The organism is Winogradskyella sp. HB-48 (assembly GCF_049942685.1).
Lineage (GTDB): Bacteria > Bacteroidota > Bacteroidia > Flavobacteriales > Flavobacteriaceae > Winogradskyella.
Window position 1 is genome coordinate 272,147 of the sequence record NZ_CP187934.1, and the last position, 20,404, is coordinate 292,550.

The 20,404-nt window shown below is 30.7% G+C and carries 19 protein-coding genes; 8 read left to right on the forward strand and 11 right to left on the reverse strand.

Annotated elements, in window-relative coordinates; genetic code table 11:
• Positions 1-32 precede the first annotated feature (32 nt).
• A complete protein-coding gene (locus ACPX19_RS01260) occupies positions 33-1,631 on the reverse strand; it encodes a hypothetical protein (RefSeq protein WP_426431000.1) in 1,599 nt (532 codons plus the stop codon).
• Between the two features lie 99 nt (positions 1,632-1,730).
• Here ACPX19_RS01260 and ACPX19_RS01265 point away from each other — a divergent pair, with 99 nt between their 5' ends.
• Genes ACPX19_RS01265 through ACPX19_RS01280 form a run of 4 tightly spaced genes read left to right on the forward strand, consistent with a single transcriptional unit; the run spans position 1,731 to position 4,966 of the window.
• A complete protein-coding gene (locus ACPX19_RS01265) occupies positions 1,731-2,414 on the forward strand; it encodes a cell division ATP-binding protein FtsE (RefSeq protein ID WP_426432409.1) in 684 nt (227 codons plus the stop codon).
• A gap of 2 nt (positions 2,415-2,416) precedes the next feature.
• Positions 2,417-3,139: a class I SAM-dependent methyltransferase gene (locus ACPX19_RS01270; RefSeq protein WP_426431001.1), complete on the forward strand. Its 723-nt coding sequence runs from the start codon at positions 2,417-2,419 to the stop codon at positions 3,137-3,139.
• Positions 3,140-3,146: 7 nt separating this feature from the next.
• Positions 3,147-4,046, forward strand: a complete 900-nt coding sequence (locus ACPX19_RS01275; RefSeq protein WP_426431002.1) for a glycosyltransferase family 2 protein — start codon at positions 3,147-3,149, stop codon at positions 4,044-4,046.
• Positions 4,043-4,966, forward strand: coding sequence for a glycosyltransferase family 2 protein (locus ACPX19_RS01280; protein WP_426431003.1), 924 nt, complete (start codon positions 4,043-4,045; stop codon positions 4,964-4,966). Before ACPX19_RS01275 ends, ACPX19_RS01280 begins: the two co-directional genes overlap by 4 nt.
• Here ACPX19_RS01280 and ACPX19_RS01285 read toward each other — a convergent pair.
• Together ACPX19_RS01285 and ACPX19_RS01290 are read right to left on the reverse strand one after the other, a co-directional pair.
• On the reverse strand, positions 4,951-5,358 hold the full coding sequence (locus ACPX19_RS01285; RefSeq protein ID WP_426431004.1) for a sugar 3,4-ketoisomerase: 408 nt from the start codon (positions 5,356-5,358) through the stop codon (positions 4,951-4,953). The two genes, ACPX19_RS01280 and ACPX19_RS01285, sit on opposite strands and share 16 nt — an antisense overlap.
• 14 nt (positions 5,359-5,372) lie before the next feature.
• A complete protein-coding gene (locus tag ACPX19_RS01290; protein WP_426431005.1) occupies positions 5,373-6,458 on the reverse strand; it encodes a glycosyltransferase in 1,086 nt (361 codons plus the stop codon).
• A gap of 37 nt (positions 6,459-6,495) precedes the next feature.
• Between ACPX19_RS01290 and ACPX19_RS01295 the strand changes: the two genes are divergently transcribed.
• Positions 6,496-7,641 carry a glycosyltransferase family protein gene (locus ACPX19_RS01295; protein WP_426431006.1) on the forward strand — a complete coding sequence of 382 codons (1,146 nt, stop codon included), beginning with the start codon at positions 6,496-6,498 and terminating at the stop codon, positions 7,639-7,641.
• A gap of 4 nt (positions 7,642-7,645) precedes the next feature.
• Here the strand turns inward: ACPX19_RS01295 and ACPX19_RS01300 are convergent, their stop codons facing one another.
• Genes ACPX19_RS01300 through ACPX19_RS01330 form a run of 7 tightly spaced genes read right to left on the reverse strand, consistent with a single transcriptional unit; the run spans position 7,646 to position 15,153 of the window.
• The gene (locus ACPX19_RS01300) at positions 7,646-8,941 is read right to left on the reverse strand and encodes an O-antigen translocase (RefSeq protein ID WP_426431007.1); all 1,296 of its coding nucleotides are present in this window, start codon (positions 8,939-8,941) and stop codon (positions 7,646-7,648) included.
• Between the two features lie 12 nt (positions 8,942-8,953).
• Positions 8,954-10,261, reverse strand: a complete 1,308-nt coding sequence (locus tag ACPX19_RS01305) for an O-antigen translocase (RefSeq protein WP_426431008.1) — start codon at positions 10,259-10,261, stop codon at positions 8,954-8,956.
• Positions 10,262-11,362, reverse strand: coding sequence for a DegT/DnrJ/EryC1/StrS family aminotransferase (locus ACPX19_RS01310; protein ID WP_426431009.1), 1,101 nt, complete (start codon positions 11,360-11,362; stop codon positions 10,262-10,264). It abuts the gene before it with no gap.
• Complete coding sequence (locus ACPX19_RS01315; protein WP_426431010.1) at positions 11,359-12,336, reverse strand: GNAT family N-acetyltransferase; 978 nt, start codon at positions 12,334-12,336, stop codon at positions 11,359-11,361. The genes ACPX19_RS01310 and ACPX19_RS01315 overlap by 4 nt, the downstream gene beginning before the upstream one ends.
• Before the next feature lie 55 nt (positions 12,337-12,391).
• Complete coding sequence (locus tag ACPX19_RS01320) at positions 12,392-12,826, reverse strand: hypothetical protein (protein WP_426431011.1); 435 nt, start codon at positions 12,824-12,826, stop codon at positions 12,392-12,394.
• Entirely contained in the window at positions 12,826-13,344 is a 519-nt protein-coding gene (locus tag ACPX19_RS01325) for a glycosyltransferase family 2 protein (protein WP_426431012.1), read from the reverse strand. The genes ACPX19_RS01320 and ACPX19_RS01325 overlap by 1 nt, the downstream gene beginning before the upstream one ends.
• Positions 13,345-13,395: 51 nt before the next feature.
• Positions 13,396-15,153: a hypothetical protein gene (locus ACPX19_RS01330; protein ID WP_426431013.1), complete on the reverse strand. Its 1,758-nt coding sequence runs from the start codon at positions 15,151-15,153 to the stop codon at positions 13,396-13,398.
• A gap of 102 nt (positions 15,154-15,255) precedes the next feature.
• Here ACPX19_RS01330 and ACPX19_RS01335 point away from each other — a divergent pair, with 102 nt between their 5' ends.
• The gene (locus ACPX19_RS01335; protein WP_426431014.1) at positions 15,256-15,876 is read left to right on the forward strand and encodes a class I SAM-dependent methyltransferase; all 621 of its coding nucleotides are present in this window, start codon (positions 15,256-15,258) and stop codon (positions 15,874-15,876) included.
• Positions 15,877-16,231: 355 nt separating this feature from the next.
• Here ACPX19_RS01335 and typA read toward each other — a convergent pair whose 3' ends face one another.
• Positions 16,232-18,031: a translational GTPase TypA gene (typA, locus tag ACPX19_RS01340; protein WP_426431015.1), complete on the reverse strand. Its 1,800-nt coding sequence runs from the start codon at positions 18,029-18,031 to the stop codon at positions 16,232-16,234.
• Positions 18,032-18,619: 588 nt separating this feature from the next.
• Between typA and kdsA the strand changes: the two genes are divergently transcribed.
• Positions 18,620-19,432 carry a 3-deoxy-8-phosphooctulonate synthase gene (gene kdsA / locus ACPX19_RS01345; protein ID WP_426431016.1) on the forward strand — a complete coding sequence of 271 codons (813 nt, stop codon included), beginning with the start codon at positions 18,620-18,622 and terminating at the stop codon, positions 19,430-19,432.
• Positions 19,433-19,831: 399 nt separating this feature from the next.
• Entirely contained in the window at positions 19,832-20,371 is a 540-nt protein-coding gene (locus tag ACPX19_RS01350) for a hypothetical protein (protein ID WP_426431017.1), read from the forward strand.
• Positions 20,372-20,404: the final 33 nt, after the last annotated feature.

The following is a 20,404-nucleotide window of genomic DNA, read 5'->3' on the forward strand; positions in this document are numbered from 1 at the left end:
ACATGTATAATTATAAACTGGCTTATGAAATGTTAAAATAACCATCCAAAGAATCGCTTAAAAATATTCTGCTTTTTGGCATCCTCTTCAAATACAATTCTGTAAACACCAAAATTCTCATACGATTTTGTGGCAATATTATTATGCAATGGTTTTTCAAAAGCTTTTAAATTCATTGGAAAAATGATTTTCTTATCATTAGAGATTGTACCAGATTTTACAACTGTATTTCTATTTTCCAAATCATAGATTTTATACGATGTTCCCTTTTTAATATTGTAATTACTAAAATCTACAGTTACATCATTTCCATTTTTTTCCAATAATGCAAGGTTAAACTGATTTGGAATTGAGCTTAATTTTTGAATCTTTAGAACAGGGTTGATGTCAAAATATTTGAGTTGTTTCCATTCACTATTTTTATCAACATTAAAGGTATTTTGCCATTGAGATAAATTATAATCTTTATGATTTAAAATTCTGAATCCGTTCAACTTACGGGTATAAAATTTATTGTTGTTAAAGTTCAGATTTCCAGTTTCTAAGGCCGTGAGGCTAGACTTATCAAAATGAACATAGCCAGAATAGACAAGGTTGTTTCTAAACTCAGCAGACCTAATATGCATAAGGTTTAAAGCATTATTTCTCCCTATAATGATATTGTCTAATAATGAAATATTTTCCACAAGAGCTTTTGGAGTATATCCTAGTGTAATTGAATTTCCGTATCCAAAATTTTTATAATCATTAAAGTCGGTATTATGGTAAAACACATTATTTAGCACATTGATATTTTTAGCAATATTTACACCTTTGGCATCACCAGAGGCTATTATTAGGTTGGCCCAAGGCTTTCCAGAAGGCGAGCCGTTATTAAAAACAACATTATCGGTAAAAATCACATTTTTAACAAACTCTCTATTAGTACCAGTGGTAGCAGACCATATTTCGACTCCTTTGTAATAATTATTAAAAATGATGTTATTCTTAATTATCCTATATTTTTCACTTTCATTCTGCACATAAATACCAACACCCTGACCTCGATCTCCTAGATAACCGTTATTATAGATGATACAATCTTCAATAACTGTTCCTCCAGTAGCTTTCCATGAACCTATGCCTGACCCTGGAATATTATGAATAACTATATTTTGAAATTTGCAATCCTCACCAACTATATGGTTTATTCCTGTTACTGCTCTAAAGCTTTTATTCGACTTTTGACGCGGAAAATTACCTAAATATGTTACCTCTATATTTTTAAAGACAACCCTATCCCCACTTACCTCTAGCACATAAGGTTTGTTATCAGCAACATTGCCATTAATTATAACTTTATGGTCTTTGTATGCAGAAACAGTGATATATTTTCCTTCTATGGTAGACTTTATGGTACTCTCATAGTTTCCATCGTATATTCCTTTATGTAACCAAATAATATCACCACCATTAACACGTTCTGAAGATTGAGATAACGCGGTTTCCAAGTCCCAAGGATTATCGATGCTACCGTCACCACTTATTGATCCTTTAATTTGATTACCATCTATCGGGAAGACATGAAACTCTCTCTGAGCAGAAGAAATAGTTACAAAAAAAAGGAATAAGTATTTAATAAATTGTCTCATAATTTTGGGTTTTCAATTACTATGCCAAGCTATAAATCGCATTTGGGAATTGAAATTTTACGCCATACATTTACAGATGCTAAAAATATAATAAGAAATATGTCAGAAACTGTTTTACAACTTAAAAATGCAACAATATATCAAGGTGGCAATATGGTCTTGACAGATGTAAATGTTGAAATGCAAAAGGGTGATTTTGTATATCTCATAGGTAAAACAGGAAGTGGAAAAAGTAGCTTTATGAAAACGCTTTATGGTGATTTGGAATTAACTGAAGGTGAAGGCACTATAGTAGATTTTAACCTCAGAACCATGAAAGAGCGAGATATTCCTTTTTTAAGACGAAAACTGGGAATTGTTTTTCAGGATTTTAAGCTATTACCTGACAGAACTATTAATGGTAATCTTGAATTTGTTTTAAAGGCTACAGGCTGGAAAGACAAAGATAAAATTAAAGAGCGTATCGATAAAGTTTTGGACAAAGTGGCCATGAAAACCAAAGGCTTTAAATTTCCGCATGAACTTTCTGGTGGAGAACAACAACGTATAGCTATTGCAAGAGCACTACTTAACGATCCTGAATTGATATTAGCCGATGAGCCAACCGGTAATTTAGATCCTCAAACCAGCATTGAGGTGATGGAGGTACTCCAAGACATCAATAAAAATGGCAATACAATTTTGATGGCTACCCACGATTACGCTTTGCTTTTAAAATATCCAAGCAAGACACTAAAATGTGACGAGAATAAGGTTTTTGAGGTGGTACAGAGAAAAAGTTAGGCATGTATAATAGCTTAAAAAGAATTGCTAAATTTATTATTCCCAAAAGCGTACTAAAAAAAAACGAATCTTTATTCAGACGAATAATAAGCATAAAGTATAGTGGAAATAATCACCTATGCAATATCTGTGGCAAAAAGCTAAACCAGTTTGTAATTATCTATGACAAGGATTTATTATGCCCTAACTGTGGTTGCAGAAGTAGAACTAGAAGATTATACGACACTTTAAAAAATGGCAAGGTTTTAAACGGAAATGTTCTACATTTTTCACCAAATAAAATACTTTACAGTAAATTTAAAAATTTAGATATAGAATATTTCAGTACCGATTTTGAACATGAATTTACAGCTGATTATTGTTATGACATTACAGCCATTCCAATAGACGACAATTTTTTTGATGTCATAATTTGTTATCATGTTTTAGAGCATATTGAAGATGACATGAAAGCCATATCTGAACTTTATAGAGTTTTAAAACCAAGCGGTTCATGTTATATCCAAACTCCATTTAAAGACGGTGAAATTTATGAAGATAGTTCCATCACAAATCCTGCTGACCGAGAAAAGGCTTTTGGTCAAAAAGACCATGTTAGAATTTACTCCGTGAAAGGTTTGGAAAGTAGATTAAATAAAGTAGGTTTTTCTACAGAAATAAACAATTACAAAAGCAATGCTTATTTTGGATACAAAGAAGAAACATTAATCATTGCAAAAAAATAATACTTGAATGATTTCAGTACTAATACCCACATATAATTATAATGTCGTTTCTTTAGTCGAAAACATTCATAAACAATGTAAATCTCATCTTAATTCTGAATTTGAAATTTTAATTTATGATGATTGCTCTACCGATAAAAATATAGTAGAACAAAACAAAACTTTAACAACTTTAGAACATTGTGATTTCAAAGTACTTTCTAAAAATATTGGCAGAAGTGCTATTAGAAACATGCTTTCTCAAAACGCTAAGTACGATTGGTTATTATTTTTAGATGCTGATGTAATGCCTATCAAGGATAATTTTATATCAAACTACATCAAAACCATTGCGCAAGAACCCTGTGTTATATATGGTGGAATTTTGTATCCCGAAATTAAAAACACTGAACAAAAAAGCTTACGTTGGCACTATGGCAAAAAACGAGAAGCACTACATCATAGTGAACGAAATAAAAATGTATATCTGAGTTTTTTGACATTAAATTTTTTAATACATAAGAGTATTTTTAATATCGTAAAATTCAATGAAGACATACCTAATTTTAGACATGAAGACACTTTATTTTCTTATAATTTAATGCAACACAGAATACCTGTAAAGCACATTAATAATCCAACTTACCATCTTGGTATTGAAGACAGTAAGACTTTTATTAAAAAATCCCTAGAGTCTGTTGAGGCTATAAATCTGTTTATAAAAAACGGACTTATAGAGCCTAAATATACACGTATATCTCACACATATAGCACGTTAAAAAAAATAAGATTAGATTTTATTTTTTCTAAATTGTTCAAGTTGCTTAAATCTAGATTTGAAAAAAACTTATTAAGTGGCAAACCTTCATTATTTATTTTTGACCTATACCGTTTGTGTTATTATTGTCATCTAAATTCTAAAAAATGAGTGCTTCCTTTTCGGTAATTATATCTGTCTTTAACAAAGAAAAGTACATAAAAGCTACAATTGAAAGTGTACTACAGCAATCATTTAAGGATTTTGAACTTATTATCGTTAACGACGGCTCTACTGACCAAAGTTTAGATATTATTAAAAGTTTTGAAGACGAAAGAATAAAGATTATTACTACCAAAAATCAAGGAGCATCTCAATGTAGAAATACTGGTATTAAAGCGGCAAGCAATTCTTTTATTGCTTTATTAGATGGTGACGATTTATGGGAAAATAATTATTTACAAACCATAAAAGTTGCCCTACAAGATTATCCTGAATATTCAGTTTTTGCAACAGCTATAGCACATAAGTATAAAAACAAAATTGTTCCAGCTATATATAGTTTTAAGCAAAATAAATTTTGTGAAGTAAGAAACTATTTTGAGTCTAGCTTAAATCATACAATTCTCACAAGTTCTAGTATAGTGTTCAAAAAAAGCATTATAGAAAAAACCGGTTATTTTGATAATGCTATTGAATCAGGGGAGGATACCGATTTTTGGATTAGAATAGGCATAAATTATAGTATTGTATTTATAAATAAGATTTTAGCTTACTACAATTATGTTCCCGAGAGTATAAGCAATACTATATTTAGCGTAAAAAACAAACCCAAATACAATAAGTACTTAAAAGAAGAACAACATGATGAACATCTAAAAATTTATCTTGATAGAAATAGATTTCCTATGGCCATACTTAGTAAATTAGAAAGAGACAAGGAAAGTTTTAGGTACTATAAGAGCCATATAAATCCAAATAACTTGCGTTTAAGTCAGAATATAATACTAAATTCTCCTAGATGGTTTATTAGATTTTTGCTTAGGATTAAATCTCTTAAAGGAGAAAAACTATACTATCCTTTAACCTGATTTTTAAACTGATCATAATCTCTTATATATTCTGCTTCATTATAGTTTGTAGACGCTAAGACTAAGCATACAGCTCCAGAAGAAAAGTTATCTATCTCTCTCCAAATATTAGTAGGTATGTAAAGTCCTTGCGTAGGTTTATTTAACATTATTTTTTTTCGCATTTTGCCATTATCTATAACAACTTCAAAGCTCCCACTAAGTGCAATTATGACTGATTCTTGCTCTTTATGGGCATGACCACCTCTAAAACTGTCACTTGGTACATCAAATAAATAATAGACTCGTTTTATTTCAAATGGAAGCACATCTTTCTCTATTACTGCCAAGGAGCCACGTTTATCATGTACTTTAGGGATTTCTATAAGTCTAATTTCGCTATCGGTTTTCATCTAATAATAAGCTCTTATTTTAATAGAGACTGCCATTTTTTACCTACTTCTTCTTTTGACAATTTTGCTACACTATCCTTAGCATTAAATCTGCAATGTAAATAAAAATCCTCATCCAATACCATTCTATTCATAGCCTTTGCTAAAGCCTGCATGTTATAATTTTCTACTAAAAGTCCATTCCTTTCATTTACAACAATCTCGCTAGGCCCAGATTTACAATCTACCGATACAACAGGCACACCCAAAGCCAAAGATTCTATTAAAGCTCTCGGAAAGCCTTCATACCTACTAGTTAATACTGTAAACTGTGCTGTCTTCACTACATCATAAGGATTTGATTTAAACCCCAAAAATTCTACATTTTCTTTAAGATTTAAATCTATAATCTTTTCTGTGAGCTTAGATTTATCTTCACCATCCCCCAAAATTTTTAGTTTAACATTATGTCTAGGCAAAATTGATTCTGAATATGCCTCTAATAGCAAACTAATATTTTTAACGTCATCATCTAAACGTCCAAAAAACAAAATATATTTACCACATAAATTTTCGTTTTTTGTTTTATCTAGTTTTAAATCAATAGGATTATAAATTGTTGAAAGATTATTAAAATTATAGTCTTTTTCTAACTTTTCCTTTATAGCCAATGCTACCGTTACAATCTTGTATGCTGAACTATATAAAATTTTACCTAGAAATTTATTAGGGTTTATATATAAATTGGTATTGTAACTTCTTACGCAGTATATGACCTTTTTAGGTTTATAAACCCATCTAGAAATAACAAGTTCTTTCCAAAATCCTATTCTAGTTCTGTTATCAATTATGTAATCAAAATTGTGCTTTTTTAAATAATTTTTAAAGATCTTTAGCCTTTTATATCTTCCAATTATTGAATCATTTTTAGCTTTTAACTCACCTAAATTTAAAAGTCTTCCCTTGTAAGGATATTGAATATCATCTAATACAGAAACGATATGAACATTATAGCCCAAATCAAACAAAATTTCAGACAAAGTCGCTGAGGATCGTTCTGCACCACCACCTCCCAAAGAAGTAACTACAATACATATCTTTTTGGCGTTGGTTTTAATCATTAACAATTATATTTGAAAAGCAAATGTAACGATATAAATGAAGATTTTACTTGTTGGTGAATATAGCAGGCTTCACAACTCTTTAAAAGAGGGTTTAGAAAAACTAGGCCATGACGTCACTATAGTCGCATCTTTTGATAGTTTTAAGGCATATAATGTAGATATACTTATTAAAAAAAAATACCAAAAGGGCATTAAACAAAAAGTAAAGAACCTTATTTATCGTTTATTTAGTTTTGATCTCGAATCTAAAAATGTAAAAAGGCAAATCTTAGAATTACAATCTATACTCAGTGGTTTTGATGTTGTTCAATTTATAAACGAAGCTTCCTTCGGCTGTACTCCTAAAGTTGAAAATGATATTTTCAATTCTATTTCTTCATGGAATAAGAGAACCTATTTATTGTCTTGTGGTGCTGATTATATTAGTATAGCTTATGCAAATGAAGATAATTTTAAATATTCGCTTTTAACACCACATAAAAGCGGAAAAGATAAAACTTTCATTGAACCCTATGGATTAAAGTTTTTAACTTCAGAGTTTATAAAACTCCACAAAAACATCTACAAAAAAATTAATGGAGTTATTGCATCAGACATAGATTATCATTTACCATTAAAGAATCATCCTAAATATCTAGGTTTAATTCCAAATCCAATAAATACTGACATATTAAAATTTAAGAAGCCTACCATAGATGACAAAATTGTGATTTTTCATGGTATAAATTCGCACAATTATTACAAGAAAGGAAATGATATTTTTGAAGATGCATTGTCAATAATAAAACATAGGTATAGTGATCGTATAAAAATTATAATCACTAAAAGCTTACCCTACAGCGAATATATTGAAAGCTATGATGAGGCACATATCTTATTAGATCAGGTGTATGCATACGACCAAGGGTATAACGCTTTGGAGGCTATGGCCAAAGGAAAAGTTGTGTTTACAGGTGCTGAAAAAGAATGGTTAGAGTATTATAATTTGGAAGAAGATAAAATTGCCATTAACGCTCTACCAGATGGAAAAGCTATTGCCAATAAATTAGAATGGTTAATAAATAATCCTGAAAAAATTATTGAAATATCAATTAATGCAAGAAAATTTATTGAAAAACACCACAACTACATTACATCTGCTGAAAAATATTTAAGTACATGGACTCAGGATAATAATTGATTCTTTATGATTTATTGCCTTGCTCTGATGTATTCTTAAAAGAATATACTATTACTACTGACACTACTACAAAATATATAATGTACCTGACTAAATGCGCTATTACTACACCTTCAGTACTAAAATAGTTTATAAATAAAATGGTAAGTACATAAAATAAAACAAGAGAGATAACCTCAGTAATTACAAAGCTTTTCACCATTCGTTTTGCTAAAAATTGATGCGCAATAATTAAACTACACAGCCTTACAAAATCACCTAACAATTGCCATTTAAACAAAGGCTCCATACCCTTAAAATCTGGGTATATAATATCTATAATAACATACCGTAAGAGATAGACCAAAAACATACCCAAACCAAAAATTGGTAAGATCGTTTTGTAAATATTAAAAACTTCGCTTTTAAATGCTTCTTTGGTATAAATATTTGCAAATCGAGGAATAACATAAAGCGTAAATAAACCTGAAGCAAAAACCATATAGTTTTTTGATATAAAGGTTACTGCAGTCCAATAACCTGCCTCATTAATATTTATCTCATTCTCTATAAGGCCTATGATACTTAATTCGATATAATTGAGCAGAAATGTAGAAACAAATGACATTAAGGTAAAAGCTAATAAACTATTCTTGTAATCTAAGCCCAACCTTAACTTCTTAAAGTCTACATAACGTTTTACAACTTTCCCAAATACAACTATGATAACTCCTAGTTGAATGACTGGTGCTACGGCTATAGCTAATATTGCTGCTTCTAAATTGGTATTGTATAACGCTACAACAAAAAGCATTGCTGACAATAGGTAGCTTATCAATTCTATTCTGGCATAATTTTTATATTCCGATAAGCCATTTACAATTCCATTTAAAGCTCTGTTTATAGCTATGAAAGGCACTAAAAATGCAATGGCTTTAAATACATAAGCAAAATCATTTGACTTAAATAAAATACTTGAAAAATAAGCAGCTCCAAAAAAGAGAACAGTTCCTGAAATCAAAGAACCTACAAGAACAAAAACCGTAGTTGTAGAAAAGAGCTTATTTAATTCTTGCTTGTTATTTTTATGTTCAGCGACATATTTTACAATACCATTAAAAATTCCTAGAGATGAAATACTGGTTAGCATTCCCATGATATTTCTAACCTGCCCTATTCTGGCTATCCCTGTTTCACCAAAAGTCGTAGATAATAACCATTGGGTAAAACCAGAAATAACAAGCCTTATCGTAATTACAACAGCATTAAGCGATGTAATTTTAAGCACAATATTATCTCTAATAAATCTAGGAATTTTCATGCTTAACGCCTTTTAAAAATCATCTATGCCGTCATCATTTATAACACCAAATAAGGAACTGCCAAAAATAAGCAACACTATGCCAAAATGCATCAAATAGCTTAGACAATGTCCCATCACAGCACCTTTTAATCCAAAAGCATCAATAAGATAGATGCTTGAAAAATACATTATGACGAATAAGAATACTTCTATAATTATAAAATGCGTAAACATCTTTTTAGCCAAAAACTTATAAGCAATAACCATAGACATTACACGCATAAAATCACCTAGAATTTGGTAACCCATTAAATCTTCTATTGGCCTAAACTCTTCAGTAAATAATAAGTTAACCAAAAGGCTTCTACTTAGATAAATGACACCCAATATTAATGCAAAAATTGGAAGGACTGTTTTATAAAAACTAAAGACTTCTTTTCTAAACTCACTTTGAGATTTCAACTCTGCAAATCGAGGTAGAATATATAGTGCCATTAATGAATTTATAAACATAAGGTAATAGTTCGAAACTCTTGTTACTGCTGTCCAATAGCCAGCTTCTTTTATTCCTATTTCAGAAATAAGGTAATTTCTAATAATAATATACACTATTGGCAATGCTATTGAAGAAACCAATGCCATAATCATATTAGGACTCAAATTTCTGAGTACAGAAATCTGAATATCAGTAATTTTTATAATTGACATTAAGTTCTTCCTAAAGGCTATTCCTACTATGGTTATAAGAAGATTGAGGGCTGGCGTAATAACAACTGCAATTAATGCACCGTCAATGTTTTCTTGTTTTATTAAAAGAAGTGTAACAAGCAAACCTAAAATTTGACCTGTTATATTAATAACCAATAAAATCCTGTACTTAGAGAAGCCATTCATTATGGCAAATACGTACATGTTTAGTGAATAAAACGGAAGCACTATTGCCATCGTTCTTATAACATAGACATAGTTATTATTAAAAAAAATTAATCCGTTAATAAATTCAGCATTGTAATAGCATAAAAATGCCAATATTAATGATGCGAAAAACCCAAAATAGAATACTGTGGATAGTGTATTGGTCAACTTTACCAAATCGTTTTTGTGTTTGCTTATAAGCTTAACAAAACCATTGTAAAGACCAGCTATTGATATAGATTGTATAGTGCTAAGAAAGTTTCTTAAATTTCCTACAAGCGACATACCTTCAGGTCCAATAAATACGGCTATAAACTTTGATATTAGAATTCCTGCAAGGATCTTAATACTAATATTTGCAGTATTAAGACTTGCGGCTTTTACTAAAACTTCATTATTTATATAGTGAAAAAACTTTTTCAATTAATAAGCATTTATTACCTCTATCACAGTATTAACTTCTTGGTCTGTTAATACAGGACTTATTGGCAAACTTATAATTCTTTTATGAATTTGTTCAGTTATAGGCAACTTTAAATATGAAAATCTTTGCAAAGCCTTTTGTTTATGAGGTGGAATTGGATAGTGTATTAACCATCCAACCTTATTTTTATTTAAATGATTCACAAAATCTTCTCTATCATCTACCTCAACAACAAATGTGTGAAATACATGATTATCTGAACCATCATAAAAAGGTAAAACTATTTTGGAATTTCTTATCCCTTCAAGATAATATCTAGCTATATCTCTTCTTCTCCTATTGTCGGAATCTAAATATTTTAACTTAATACTCAGAAAAGCAGCTTGTAAATCATCTAATCTACTGTTATAACCTATGATTTCATTTTCATATTTTACCTTACTACCATAATTTCTTAACAATAAAACTGTTTCAAACAATTCTTTATTATTAGTTGTTACTGCACCTCCATCCCCTAAGGCACCCAAATTTTTACTTGGATAATAGCTAAATGCTGCGGCATGACCTAAATTTCCGGCTTTTGTATTATGAGTTGAAACAGCACCATGTGCTTGTGCGGCATCTTCTAAAAGTAATAAATTATGCTCATCTGCGATGGATTTTAGTCGTTCCATTTCTGCTAATTGCCCATAAAGATGTACTACAAGAATAGCTTTAATATCTTTATTCAATTTCATTTTAACCTCTTCTGTAGAAATATTATATGTTTTTGGATTAGGCTCTACCAAAACAGGTTCTAGTTCAGCATGTAAAACAGACAGGATAGTTGCAATGTAAGTGTTGGCAGGTACAATAACCTTGTCTCCTTTTTTAAGTCTTCCAAGTTCTATATACCCTTTTAAAATAAGTGTCAGTGCGTCTAAACCATTTGCAGTACCAATACAATAGTCTGTGCCACAATAGTTGGCAAATTCAGTTTCAAAGGTCTTAACGTTAGGCCCAAGAATGTAATATGAAGTTTCTAACGACTTAGCAAATGAGGCCTCGAGTTCTTCTCGAAATCTATTGTTTATTTTATGTAGATCTAAAAAGGGAATCATAGGTAGAAATCCTCTAAGAGTTTATGGTTAGCCGTATCAATCATGTAAAATCCTTGTGTGATAGATCGCGCGCCAAAACCTTCTTTCCAATACTGTAAGCCTTCATTAACATGTTGTCCGTTATTCTCATTAGAAATTCCAAAATTAAAATAGGTTTTATCACCAAAAATATCTTCCAAAAGGTAATGATGTAAAAAATCTAAGCTGCCTAAAGTATTTTTATCTCTATTACCAGAAATATACTGGCTATGTGCCACATGCTTTGTTTCAAAAATTGTTGTTCCTGCTACAATGATGTTGTTATGGTAAACGTTAAACTGTCTGATTTTATTTGGAAATCTAGATTTTAAAAGTTGAATTTCTTCTAGGCTATGAACTGGTTTTACATCGTGTTTATTATCAAGATTTGGTATTAAAATTGTATTCCAAAAGTCTTCAAAATCATCAACTTCTTTAACAATGAGGTTATTTTTCAAACCTCTCTTATAGCCATTTTTTCTGCTTTTATTATAACTTTTGAATTTTAGCTCTAATGTAGAATGCATATCCATGCGTTGCAGTTGTGCATTAAGTTTAAAACACAAATAAGCTAACGGGTTATTGGTCTGGTTATCCAAGAAAACAAAAGGCAACTCTTTTATTAGGAGACTTTTAATTCCATTTTCTGAAAGATATTCTAAAACTGTTTTTAAAATACCAATAAATTCTTGACTCTGTAAAGTTGATTTGTATATTAAGCCACCATAGGTTAAACCTTGATGAGAATATACAGCATCTCCAACTTTATTTGCTGGCAACAACGCTATTAATTCATCATCCTTATATAGCAATAAGGAATAGTCTTGAAACCTATCGCTATGATAGTCCATAAAATCCCTAAGAAACAGAAATGTTTGTTGGTTACTCTTTAGAGTAAACGTATCCCAATCCTTTTTATAAGATGGTTTATATTGTAAAACCTTGAAGTTTTGCATCTATCAAAAATAAGCCTATTTTATTCAATCATCTGTCGCCTAATATTTCATCTAACTAACTTTTAGTTTTTTTTGAATTCATGTTAGTTGACTCTAAAATATAAAGTGGACGGTTTTTTACATTTGAACTAATTCTACCTATGTATTCACCTATGACTCCTATTGACAGTAGCTGTATACCACCAATAAAAGCAATCGCAATGATGAGAGATGTCCATCCTGTTATAGTCTCCTTTAATACGAAATGGGAAAAAACTGCATACATAATCAATAAAAATGAAAATAAAGAAATGATTAAACCTAAACGACTAACAAACAATAAAGGCTTATCGGAGAAACCAGTTATTCCATCAAACGCCAAACGGAACATTTTACCATAAGAATAATTGCTCTTACCGTGCTTTCTAGTTTCTCTATCAAACAACACATGTGCTTGCTTAAAACCTAACCATGCTATTTGAGCTCTTAGGAACTTGTTATTTTCAGGCATTAAGTTAATGGCATCAACAACTTTTTCGATATTAATCTGTAATCACCTGTATCTAAAGGAATTTCGAAAGAAACCCAATGCCTCAAAAGTCTATAGTACAATTTGGCTGTAATTTTTTTTAAAAATGTATCACCATCTCTCTTCATTCGCTTAGCATAAACCACATCAAAACCTTCGTTATATTTTTGATACAACTCGGCAATTAACTCTGGCGGATCTTGTAAATCAGAATCAATTATAACTGTACAATCAGCATTACAATATTCTAAACCAGCAGATACAGCGATTTGATGACCAAAATTTCTACTTAAATTCAGGTAAAATACTTTATCACTATCCTTGGTAAAGGCTATGATTTTGTCCAATGATGCATCAACACTACCATCATTTATAAAAATGATTTGATATTTTTTAGAGATTTGATCTAATGTTTTAGTTAACCTTTCATAAAACTCTGAAAGATTATCTACCTCATTGTAAACCGGAACTACAATTGAAATATCATTTTCTAACATCATTTCTTAATTAAATACAACACTAATATAAACTAAATAATAAATTGAAAATTCTTAATTATTAGGTGAGTAAATATTAAAGTATTCGTTACTCCAAATAATTTTATACTTATTTCTTCTTAAAAAATCATTTATTAGTGCGTTGCGCTCATTGCTATGAAAATTGCTATTTTCTTTATCAGTTGCCATGTAATCTTTAATAGGCTCGGAAAATTCATAAATAGTTTCAAACTTTTGTTGAACTACAATAGGTAAACTTTGTATTTCTGTTTCAGCCTTTTGAAGCTTTTTTTTAAATGAATTATAATCATATATCCACACCCATGGATTATACATATAAGGTTTGGTCTTTGTTAAAAAATGAATCATTGGCATTTTATCATATACCAATAAATAATCATTTGGTTGTACTATATTTTCTAAATTATGTAACAGTTCATTTATAATCTTTGCTCGTCTTTCAGTTGTATAAATCCCTTTAGCCAAAGAGTTATTTATGGTGTGTGTTTTTTTAAATCTATTACCATTGTCAAAATATGCTTCTTGAGATATATTGTAGCCCTTAAGTAAAATAAATGCTATTATGACCGACCATAAAAATATTTGTATGGTTTTTTGATGTATCTGTAACTTTAACTTTTTATTTATAAACTTAAAGTCTTGTACAATCCAATTAAAACGACTCACAAAATAAAAAAACAGAGGCAATCCAATCCAAATACCCATAAAACCAGCATTTTTAATTCCACCACCTGTACCAAGGTAAATTGTTAATAATGTTGATAAAGATAAAAAACTGATAATTTTAATTTCATATTTAGTCTTCTTTACAAGTAACATAACCACACTACCTATTAAACAAATACTGTAGACAGGGTAGATATTCTTTGTATTAAACCAAAAAATTAAAAACAGAATAGTAACTACAAAAAAAACAAATATGCCGATCTTATTTTTGGGTAAAAATCGCTTTAAAAAATAAAGCATTAGAATTATTAAAGACAACTTGATTGTTTCAATAGCTATAGAAATAAAATTAAAATAAGGAGCTAACATAATAGACTTAAAATTATGAGAACTATTTTCTGTATTGCCTAAATCATTAATAGTAAATAAGGCATTTCTCATAATATCTATTTGCCCAAGATAGCTTAGCAAAAGAAAAATCATTAACAAACCAACTATTGATCCAGTCCCAATATAAATAATCGGCTTTATAGACTTTATAATTGACTGCTGTTTTAAATACAAAGAATAAGGAATAACTAAAACTAATGAAAAAAGTACTAAATTGGGAATTCTGGTAAAAACATTTACACTCAATAATATTCCTGACAAAACATATAATCGAAAACTATTTTCCGTGACCGATTTATTCAACATATATATAATTGATACAGCCATGAAAGCTGTTAAGTGATTATGATAATAAGTTAAAAAACCATAATCATTAACAAAAAGCACCATAATTAAAGCAGACAACAAAAGTTCTTTTCTTAAGTAAGGTTTTAAAATCTTATAAGAAATACAGAAAGTGGCTGTATTAATAATTATAGCAAGTAGCCTAAACCACAATATACCACCACCCTCATACAACTGATACCATAACCCTCCAACAAAACCTGAGAACCAATACAAAAAATTGTATTCAACACTTTCAGGGTTTTGAAAAATCTGTTGATAAAAAGTTAACACAAACCCATCATCACAGACATCGAAACCTTGAAAAATCAATAAAAATTGTATGAGTATCACAACGAAAACTGTAATCGAGGCACTGTATTTTTGTAGATAAAGAAGTTTCTTTTTCATTTTTAATCAACCTATTAAGTATGTGATACCTTAAAAAATCAAATATAAAAACATATTTAATGGTTATTCTATTAATTTTGATACTATTAAATCAAAATTAGTTTGTCTTTCAATTTCGACCCAAGAATAATCCTTCAACACCCTATAATATATACAACATATCAAAAAATTGTTGGTGGTTATAGAGCTCGAAAACTTTTTGTAGAAAACAATGTTAAGATTAAAACGGGTCAAAAAATCCTAGACATTGGGTGTGGGCCAGGAGACATATTAAATTTTTTACCCAAAGTAGATTATACCGGAATAGACTTAGATAAGAATTACATTGAACAAGCCAAAAAAAAATATGGCAATAAAGGTATTTTTAAATGTGCAGGAGTAGATGATTTAAAACTTATAGAAAACCATACTTTCGATATTGTTATTACTGCTGGTGTCTTACATCATTTAACAGATGAACAATGTTTAAAACTTTTTAACATAGCCTATAAAGCCCTAAAACCTAGAGGAAGATTTATTTCATTTGATGGATGCTACATTCCCAATCAAAACAAAATCGCAGTTTACTTCTTAAAAAAAGACAGAGGTCAATATATAAGAACCCAAACAGAATATGAGCAGTTAGCTAGTAATTATTTCTCTAAAATCCATTCGGTTATAGATGAATCGTACTTTCGCATACCTTACACCTCTATAATTATGGACTGTAAAAATAGTGATTAATCATTTTGACTTCTCTTTCTGTAACAAATAATATAAATTCACTAAAAAAATGGCTGTGTTTGCAATAATAATAGGCAAACCAATCCTTAAAGTTGGCATTAGAAAACCATAAATAATAAACAAAATACAGCCTGTCATATTAACAAAGCGCAATTTGTTAACGTCTTTCATTGTAAAAGAAATCAGCACCATTAAAGATGCTAAATAACCAATATACTCTGTTGATGTAATTCCAAATAGTTCCACACCCTTTAAAAATATAAAAGAGAAACACCCTAAAGCATTTCTCTTTTAAATATTACTCAATTATATCACTAGATTCTGAAACGAGTTCAGAATGACTAGACTAAATTTACTACAAACTTTTACTTCGCTTACGGTCTACTTCTTTGAGTAAAATCTTACGAATCCTAAGATGATTTGGTGTTACCTCAACATATTCATCTTTTTGAATATATTCCAAAGCTTCTTCTAGCGAAAACTTGATAGCTGGTATAATCCTAGCTTTATCATCAGCACCAGCAGAACGTACGTTACTCAACTTTTTGGTCTTAGTCACATTAACTGTCATATCATCACCGCGAGAGTTCTCTCCAATAACCTGACCTTCATAAATGTCTTCTCCTGGATCTATGAAGAACTTTCCACGCTCTTGTAATTTATCAATAGAATACGGAATCGCAGTACCATTTTCCATAGATACCAACGACCCATTTTGACGCTCTGGTATTCCACCTTTTATAGGTTGGTATTCCTTAAAGCGGTGTGCCATAATAGCCTCACCTGCTGTTGCTGTTAACAATTGGTTACGTAAGCCAATAATACCACGAGAAGGCACTATAAACTGGCAGACCATACGGTCTCCTTTAGCCTCCATGCTTATCATTTCGCCTTTACGCATCGTTACCATTTCTATGGCTTTACCAGATACGTTTTCTGGCAAATCAATCGTCATTTCTTCGAAAGGCTCACATTTTACACCATCAATTTCTTTAATGATAACTTGTGGTTGCCCAATTTGTAGCTCGTAACCTTCACGACGCATAGTTTCGATTAAAACAGATAAGTGTAATACTCCACGACCAAACACCATAAACTTATCAGCACTATTTGTTTCCTCAACTCTAAGAGCCAAGTTCTTTTCAAGCTCTTTGGTTAAACGATCTTTGATATGACGAGAGGTAACAAATTTACCATCCTTACCAAAGAAAGGTGAGTCGTTAATGGTAAACAACATACTCATTGTAGGTTCATCGATAGCAATAGTTTTTAAACCTTGAGGATTTTCGAAATCGGCAACGGTATCACCAATTTCAAAACCTTCTAAACCAACAATAGCACAAATATCACCAGCTTGTACTTCATCAACTTTTAAACGACCTAAACCTTCAAATGTATGAAGTTCTTTTATTTTACTCTTCACAATAGAACCATTCCTCTTTACCAATGAAATGGGCTGGCCTGCTTTTAAAGTTCCTCTAGTTAAACGACCAATAGCAATACGGCCTGTAAAACTCGAAAAGTCTAGTGAGGTAATTAGCATTTGTGTCGTACCTTCTTCGATTTTAGGTTCAGGAATATGCTCAATTACCATATCTAATAATGGCTCAATATTTTGTGTTTGTTTTTTCCAATCGTCGCTCATCCAGTTTTGCTTGGCAGATCCATAAACTGTAGGGAAATCTAACTGCCACTCTTCCGCACCAAGTTCAAACATTAAATCAAAAACTTTTTCGTGCACCTCATCTGGTGTACAATTTTCTTTGTCAACCTTATTGATTACAACACAAGGTTTTAATCCTAAACCAATAGCCTTTTGTAACACAAAACGTGTTTGTGGCATCGGCCCTTCAAAAGCATCCACTAAAAGCAATACACCATCAGCCATGTTTAATACACGCTCTACCTCACCTCCAAAATCGGCGTGACCAGGTGTATCAATGATATTTATTTTTGTATCCTTATAAACTACAGAAACGTTTTTTGAGGTAATAGTGATGCCTCTTTCACGTTCCAAATCATTGTTATCGAGAATTAAATCTCCTGTATTTTCGTTTTCACGAAACAACTGACAATGGTACATTATCTTGTCTACCAAGGTGGTTTTTCCGTGGTCAACGTGTGCAATAATTGCAATGTTTTTAATCTTCGTCATAACTGATGCTGATTTTAAGCGCGCAAAGGTACATCATATTCCGATTACTTCGTTAATTATATGTTATATTTTAAAAATGAGACAATTTCAGTTTGTATCTTTCCGTTATAGAAATTGATTAATAGTAAAAGCCTTCACAATCAACCGCTAATTGGGCTGTTTACGTCTGAACCCTAAAATTTGAAAACAGATGAATGCAATTAGCAAGTATACCAAGTTTATACCTTACCTTTATTTCATTAGCATAGTTGCCTATTGGTTTACAGTTATTAACAAAAGTGAAGGTATTTCCGCATATCCAATATTATTATTTGGAATTCCATTTTTATGGCAATTAATTAAACCCAACAGAAACCTAAATTTCTCATTAGGTATCATATTCGTTTGTTTATCTTCCTATCTCATTCTGGCTTATTTATTTAATCTCTTAAACATTATGAATTGGTCAGAATCTGCGAAAGGTTTACTTTTTTACGGTGGCGCACTGGTTTTTGGCAACTTTATAATGTCGCTCTGGATTATACGAAATAGTATAAAAAAGGTATTTTAAAATGTTATCTTTGTGGCTTAATACTTAAGTCTTAAGCTTTGACAACAATACCTCAATTAAAACACACAGATTCCAATAATTTCTTTTTGCTTTGTGGCCCTTGCGCTATTGAAGGGGAAGATATGGCATTGCGCATTGCCGAAAAAGTAGTTTCTATAACAGATAAGCTACAAATTCCTTATGTATTTAAGGGTAGTTTTAAAAAAGCCAACCGAAGCAGAATTGATAGTTTTATAGGTATTGGAGACGAAAAAGCTTTAAAGATTCTGAAGAAAGTTTCGGATACGTTTGATATCCCAACAATTACAGACATTCATGAAGTCTCGGATGCGGCAAAGGCAGCTCAGTATGTTGATGTGTTGCAAATACCGGCATTTTTGGTGAGACAAACGGATTTAGTTGTCGCTGCTGCTGAAACTGGAAAAGTAGTGAACTTGAAGAAAGGACAGTTTATGAGTCCAGAGTCGATGAAACATGCCGTACAAAAGGTTAAAGATGCTGGCAACGAAAAAGCTTGGATTACTGATAGAGGTACTATGTTTGGTTACCAAGACATGATTGTAGATTTTCGAGGGATTCCAACCATGCGAAAATTTGCACCTACGGTTTTGGATGTAACACACTCATTACAGCAACCCAATCAAAGTATTGGAGTTACAGGTGGACGACCAGATATGATAGAGACCATAGCAAGAGCTGGTGTGGTAAATAATGTAGATGGACTGTTTATAGAAACACATTTTGATCCTGCCAATGCTAAAAGCGATGGTGCTAATATGTTACATTTAGATAATCTTGAAGGGTTGCTAACAAACTTGGTAGCTATAAGACAATTGGTCTCTAGCTTTTAAGATTTTTTCTTACCCAGAATAAGCTTAAAAGGATTTGTATTAATCTCTAATTGTTTCTCAAGTACATAGACATTACCTCATCATTAATATCTTCAACAGATTTAAACCTAAGCGATCATATGGATTTTCTGTTGGCATCTATAAAATACTCTGAATATTTTTCTAGTAGATCAAAATGCCAAAAGGCTAAATCCACATAATCTTTTGACTGGTTTAAAAAGCAAATAGGAATACCATTATTATAATAAAAAGGAATTCGCCATTCATATAATATGTCAGTATTTGGAATAACTGCCTTAATGTTATTTTAAGATATGTTAAGCTTTTTTAGAAATTTTAAAAGATTGAGCTTATTTATTAAAAAACTCTTAACTTATTCATAATCAAAAACTTATAATCATGAAAAAATCACATATCATTTTATTTGGTTTTCTAGTTGTTCTTTTACTAGGATGTTCCAATGAGAATCAAACTGAATTAGAAGAAACAAAATCCAAAAACTTAAGAACGTCATCAATTGATGAAGATAGCTATAAACTATGGCTGGAAGTTGGTAAATTAGAAAATAATAAATCCGTATTAACAATTAACAAATCTAAACTCATAAACAATCTCAACAAAAATTTCACTAAAATCAATGGTGTAAATCCAAATGTAGAAGAGGTTTCTCTCGTCGAAATTGACAATTCGTTCTATTTGATTTTTAAAGGCAAAAAAACGAGCATTAGTTTTTATGTCCAAGAGAGTAAATATGGAAGAGGTTTAATAGTTGCTCAAGGAACCTCGTGCACTACAGATGAGTGTAGCCAAGAGCAATTAGGATGTATACCATATTATCCTGATAATGATCCTGGACATGAAGGAATTGGAAGTTGCACACCATGTTCCAACGGTGGAAAATGTAAAAAAACAGTTACTAATCTTACCGTTTTAGAATAATATTAAATTTAAAAAGTAATGAATTTAGTTGTT

Coding starts and splice junctions, on each gene's coding strand:
- ACPX19_RS01260 (WP_426431000.1), bottom strand. CDS start 1,631: ATGAGACAATTTATTAAATACTTATTCCTTTTTTTTGTAACTATTTCT.
- ACPX19_RS01265 (WP_426432409.1), top strand. CDS start 1,731: ATGTCAGAAACTGTTTTACAACTTAAAAATGCAACAATATATCAAGGT.
- ACPX19_RS01270 (WP_426431001.1), top strand. CDS start 2,417: ATGTATAATAGCTTAAAAAGAATTGCTAAATTTATTATTCCCAAAAGC.
- ACPX19_RS01275 (WP_426431002.1), top strand. CDS start 3,147: ATGATTTCAGTACTAATACCCACATATAATTATAATGTCGTTTCTTTA.
- ACPX19_RS01280 (WP_426431003.1), top strand. CDS start 4,043: ATGAGTGCTTCCTTTTCGGTAATTATATCTGTCTTTAACAAAGAAAAG.
- ACPX19_RS01285 (WP_426431004.1), bottom strand. CDS start 5,358: ATGAAAACCGATAGCGAAATTAGACTTATAGAAATCCCTAAAGTACAT.
- ACPX19_RS01290 (WP_426431005.1), bottom strand. CDS start 6,458: ATGATTAAAACCAACGCCAAAAAGATATGTATTGTAGTTACTTCTTTG.
- ACPX19_RS01295 (WP_426431006.1), top strand. CDS start 6,496: ATGAAGATTTTACTTGTTGGTGAATATAGCAGGCTTCACAACTCTTTA.
- ACPX19_RS01300 (WP_426431007.1), bottom strand. CDS start 8,941: ATGAAAATTCCTAGATTTATTAGAGATAATATTGTGCTTAAAATTACA.
- ACPX19_RS01310 (WP_426431009.1), bottom strand. CDS start 11,362: ATGATTCCCTTTTTAGATCTACATAAAATAAACAATAGATTTCGAGAA.
- ACPX19_RS01315 (WP_426431010.1), bottom strand. CDS start 12,336: ATGCAAAACTTCAAGGTTTTACAATATAAACCATCTTATAAAAAGGAT.
- ACPX19_RS01320 (WP_426431011.1), bottom strand. CDS start 12,826: ATGCCTGAAAATAACAAGTTCCTAAGAGCTCAAATAGCATGGTTAGGT.
- ACPX19_RS01325 (WP_426431012.1), bottom strand. CDS start 13,344: ATGATGTTAGAAAATGATATTTCAATTGTAGTTCCGGTTTACAATGAG.
- ACPX19_RS01330 (WP_426431013.1), bottom strand. CDS start 15,153: ATGAAAAAGAAACTTCTTTATCTACAAAAATACAGTGCCTCGATTACA.
- typA (WP_426431015.1), bottom strand. CDS start 18,031: ATGACGAAGATTAAAAACATTGCAATTATTGCACACGTTGACCACGGA.
- ACPX19_RS01350 (WP_426431017.1), top strand. CDS start 19,832: ATGAAAAAATCACATATCATTTTATTTGGTTTTCTAGTTGTTCTTTTA.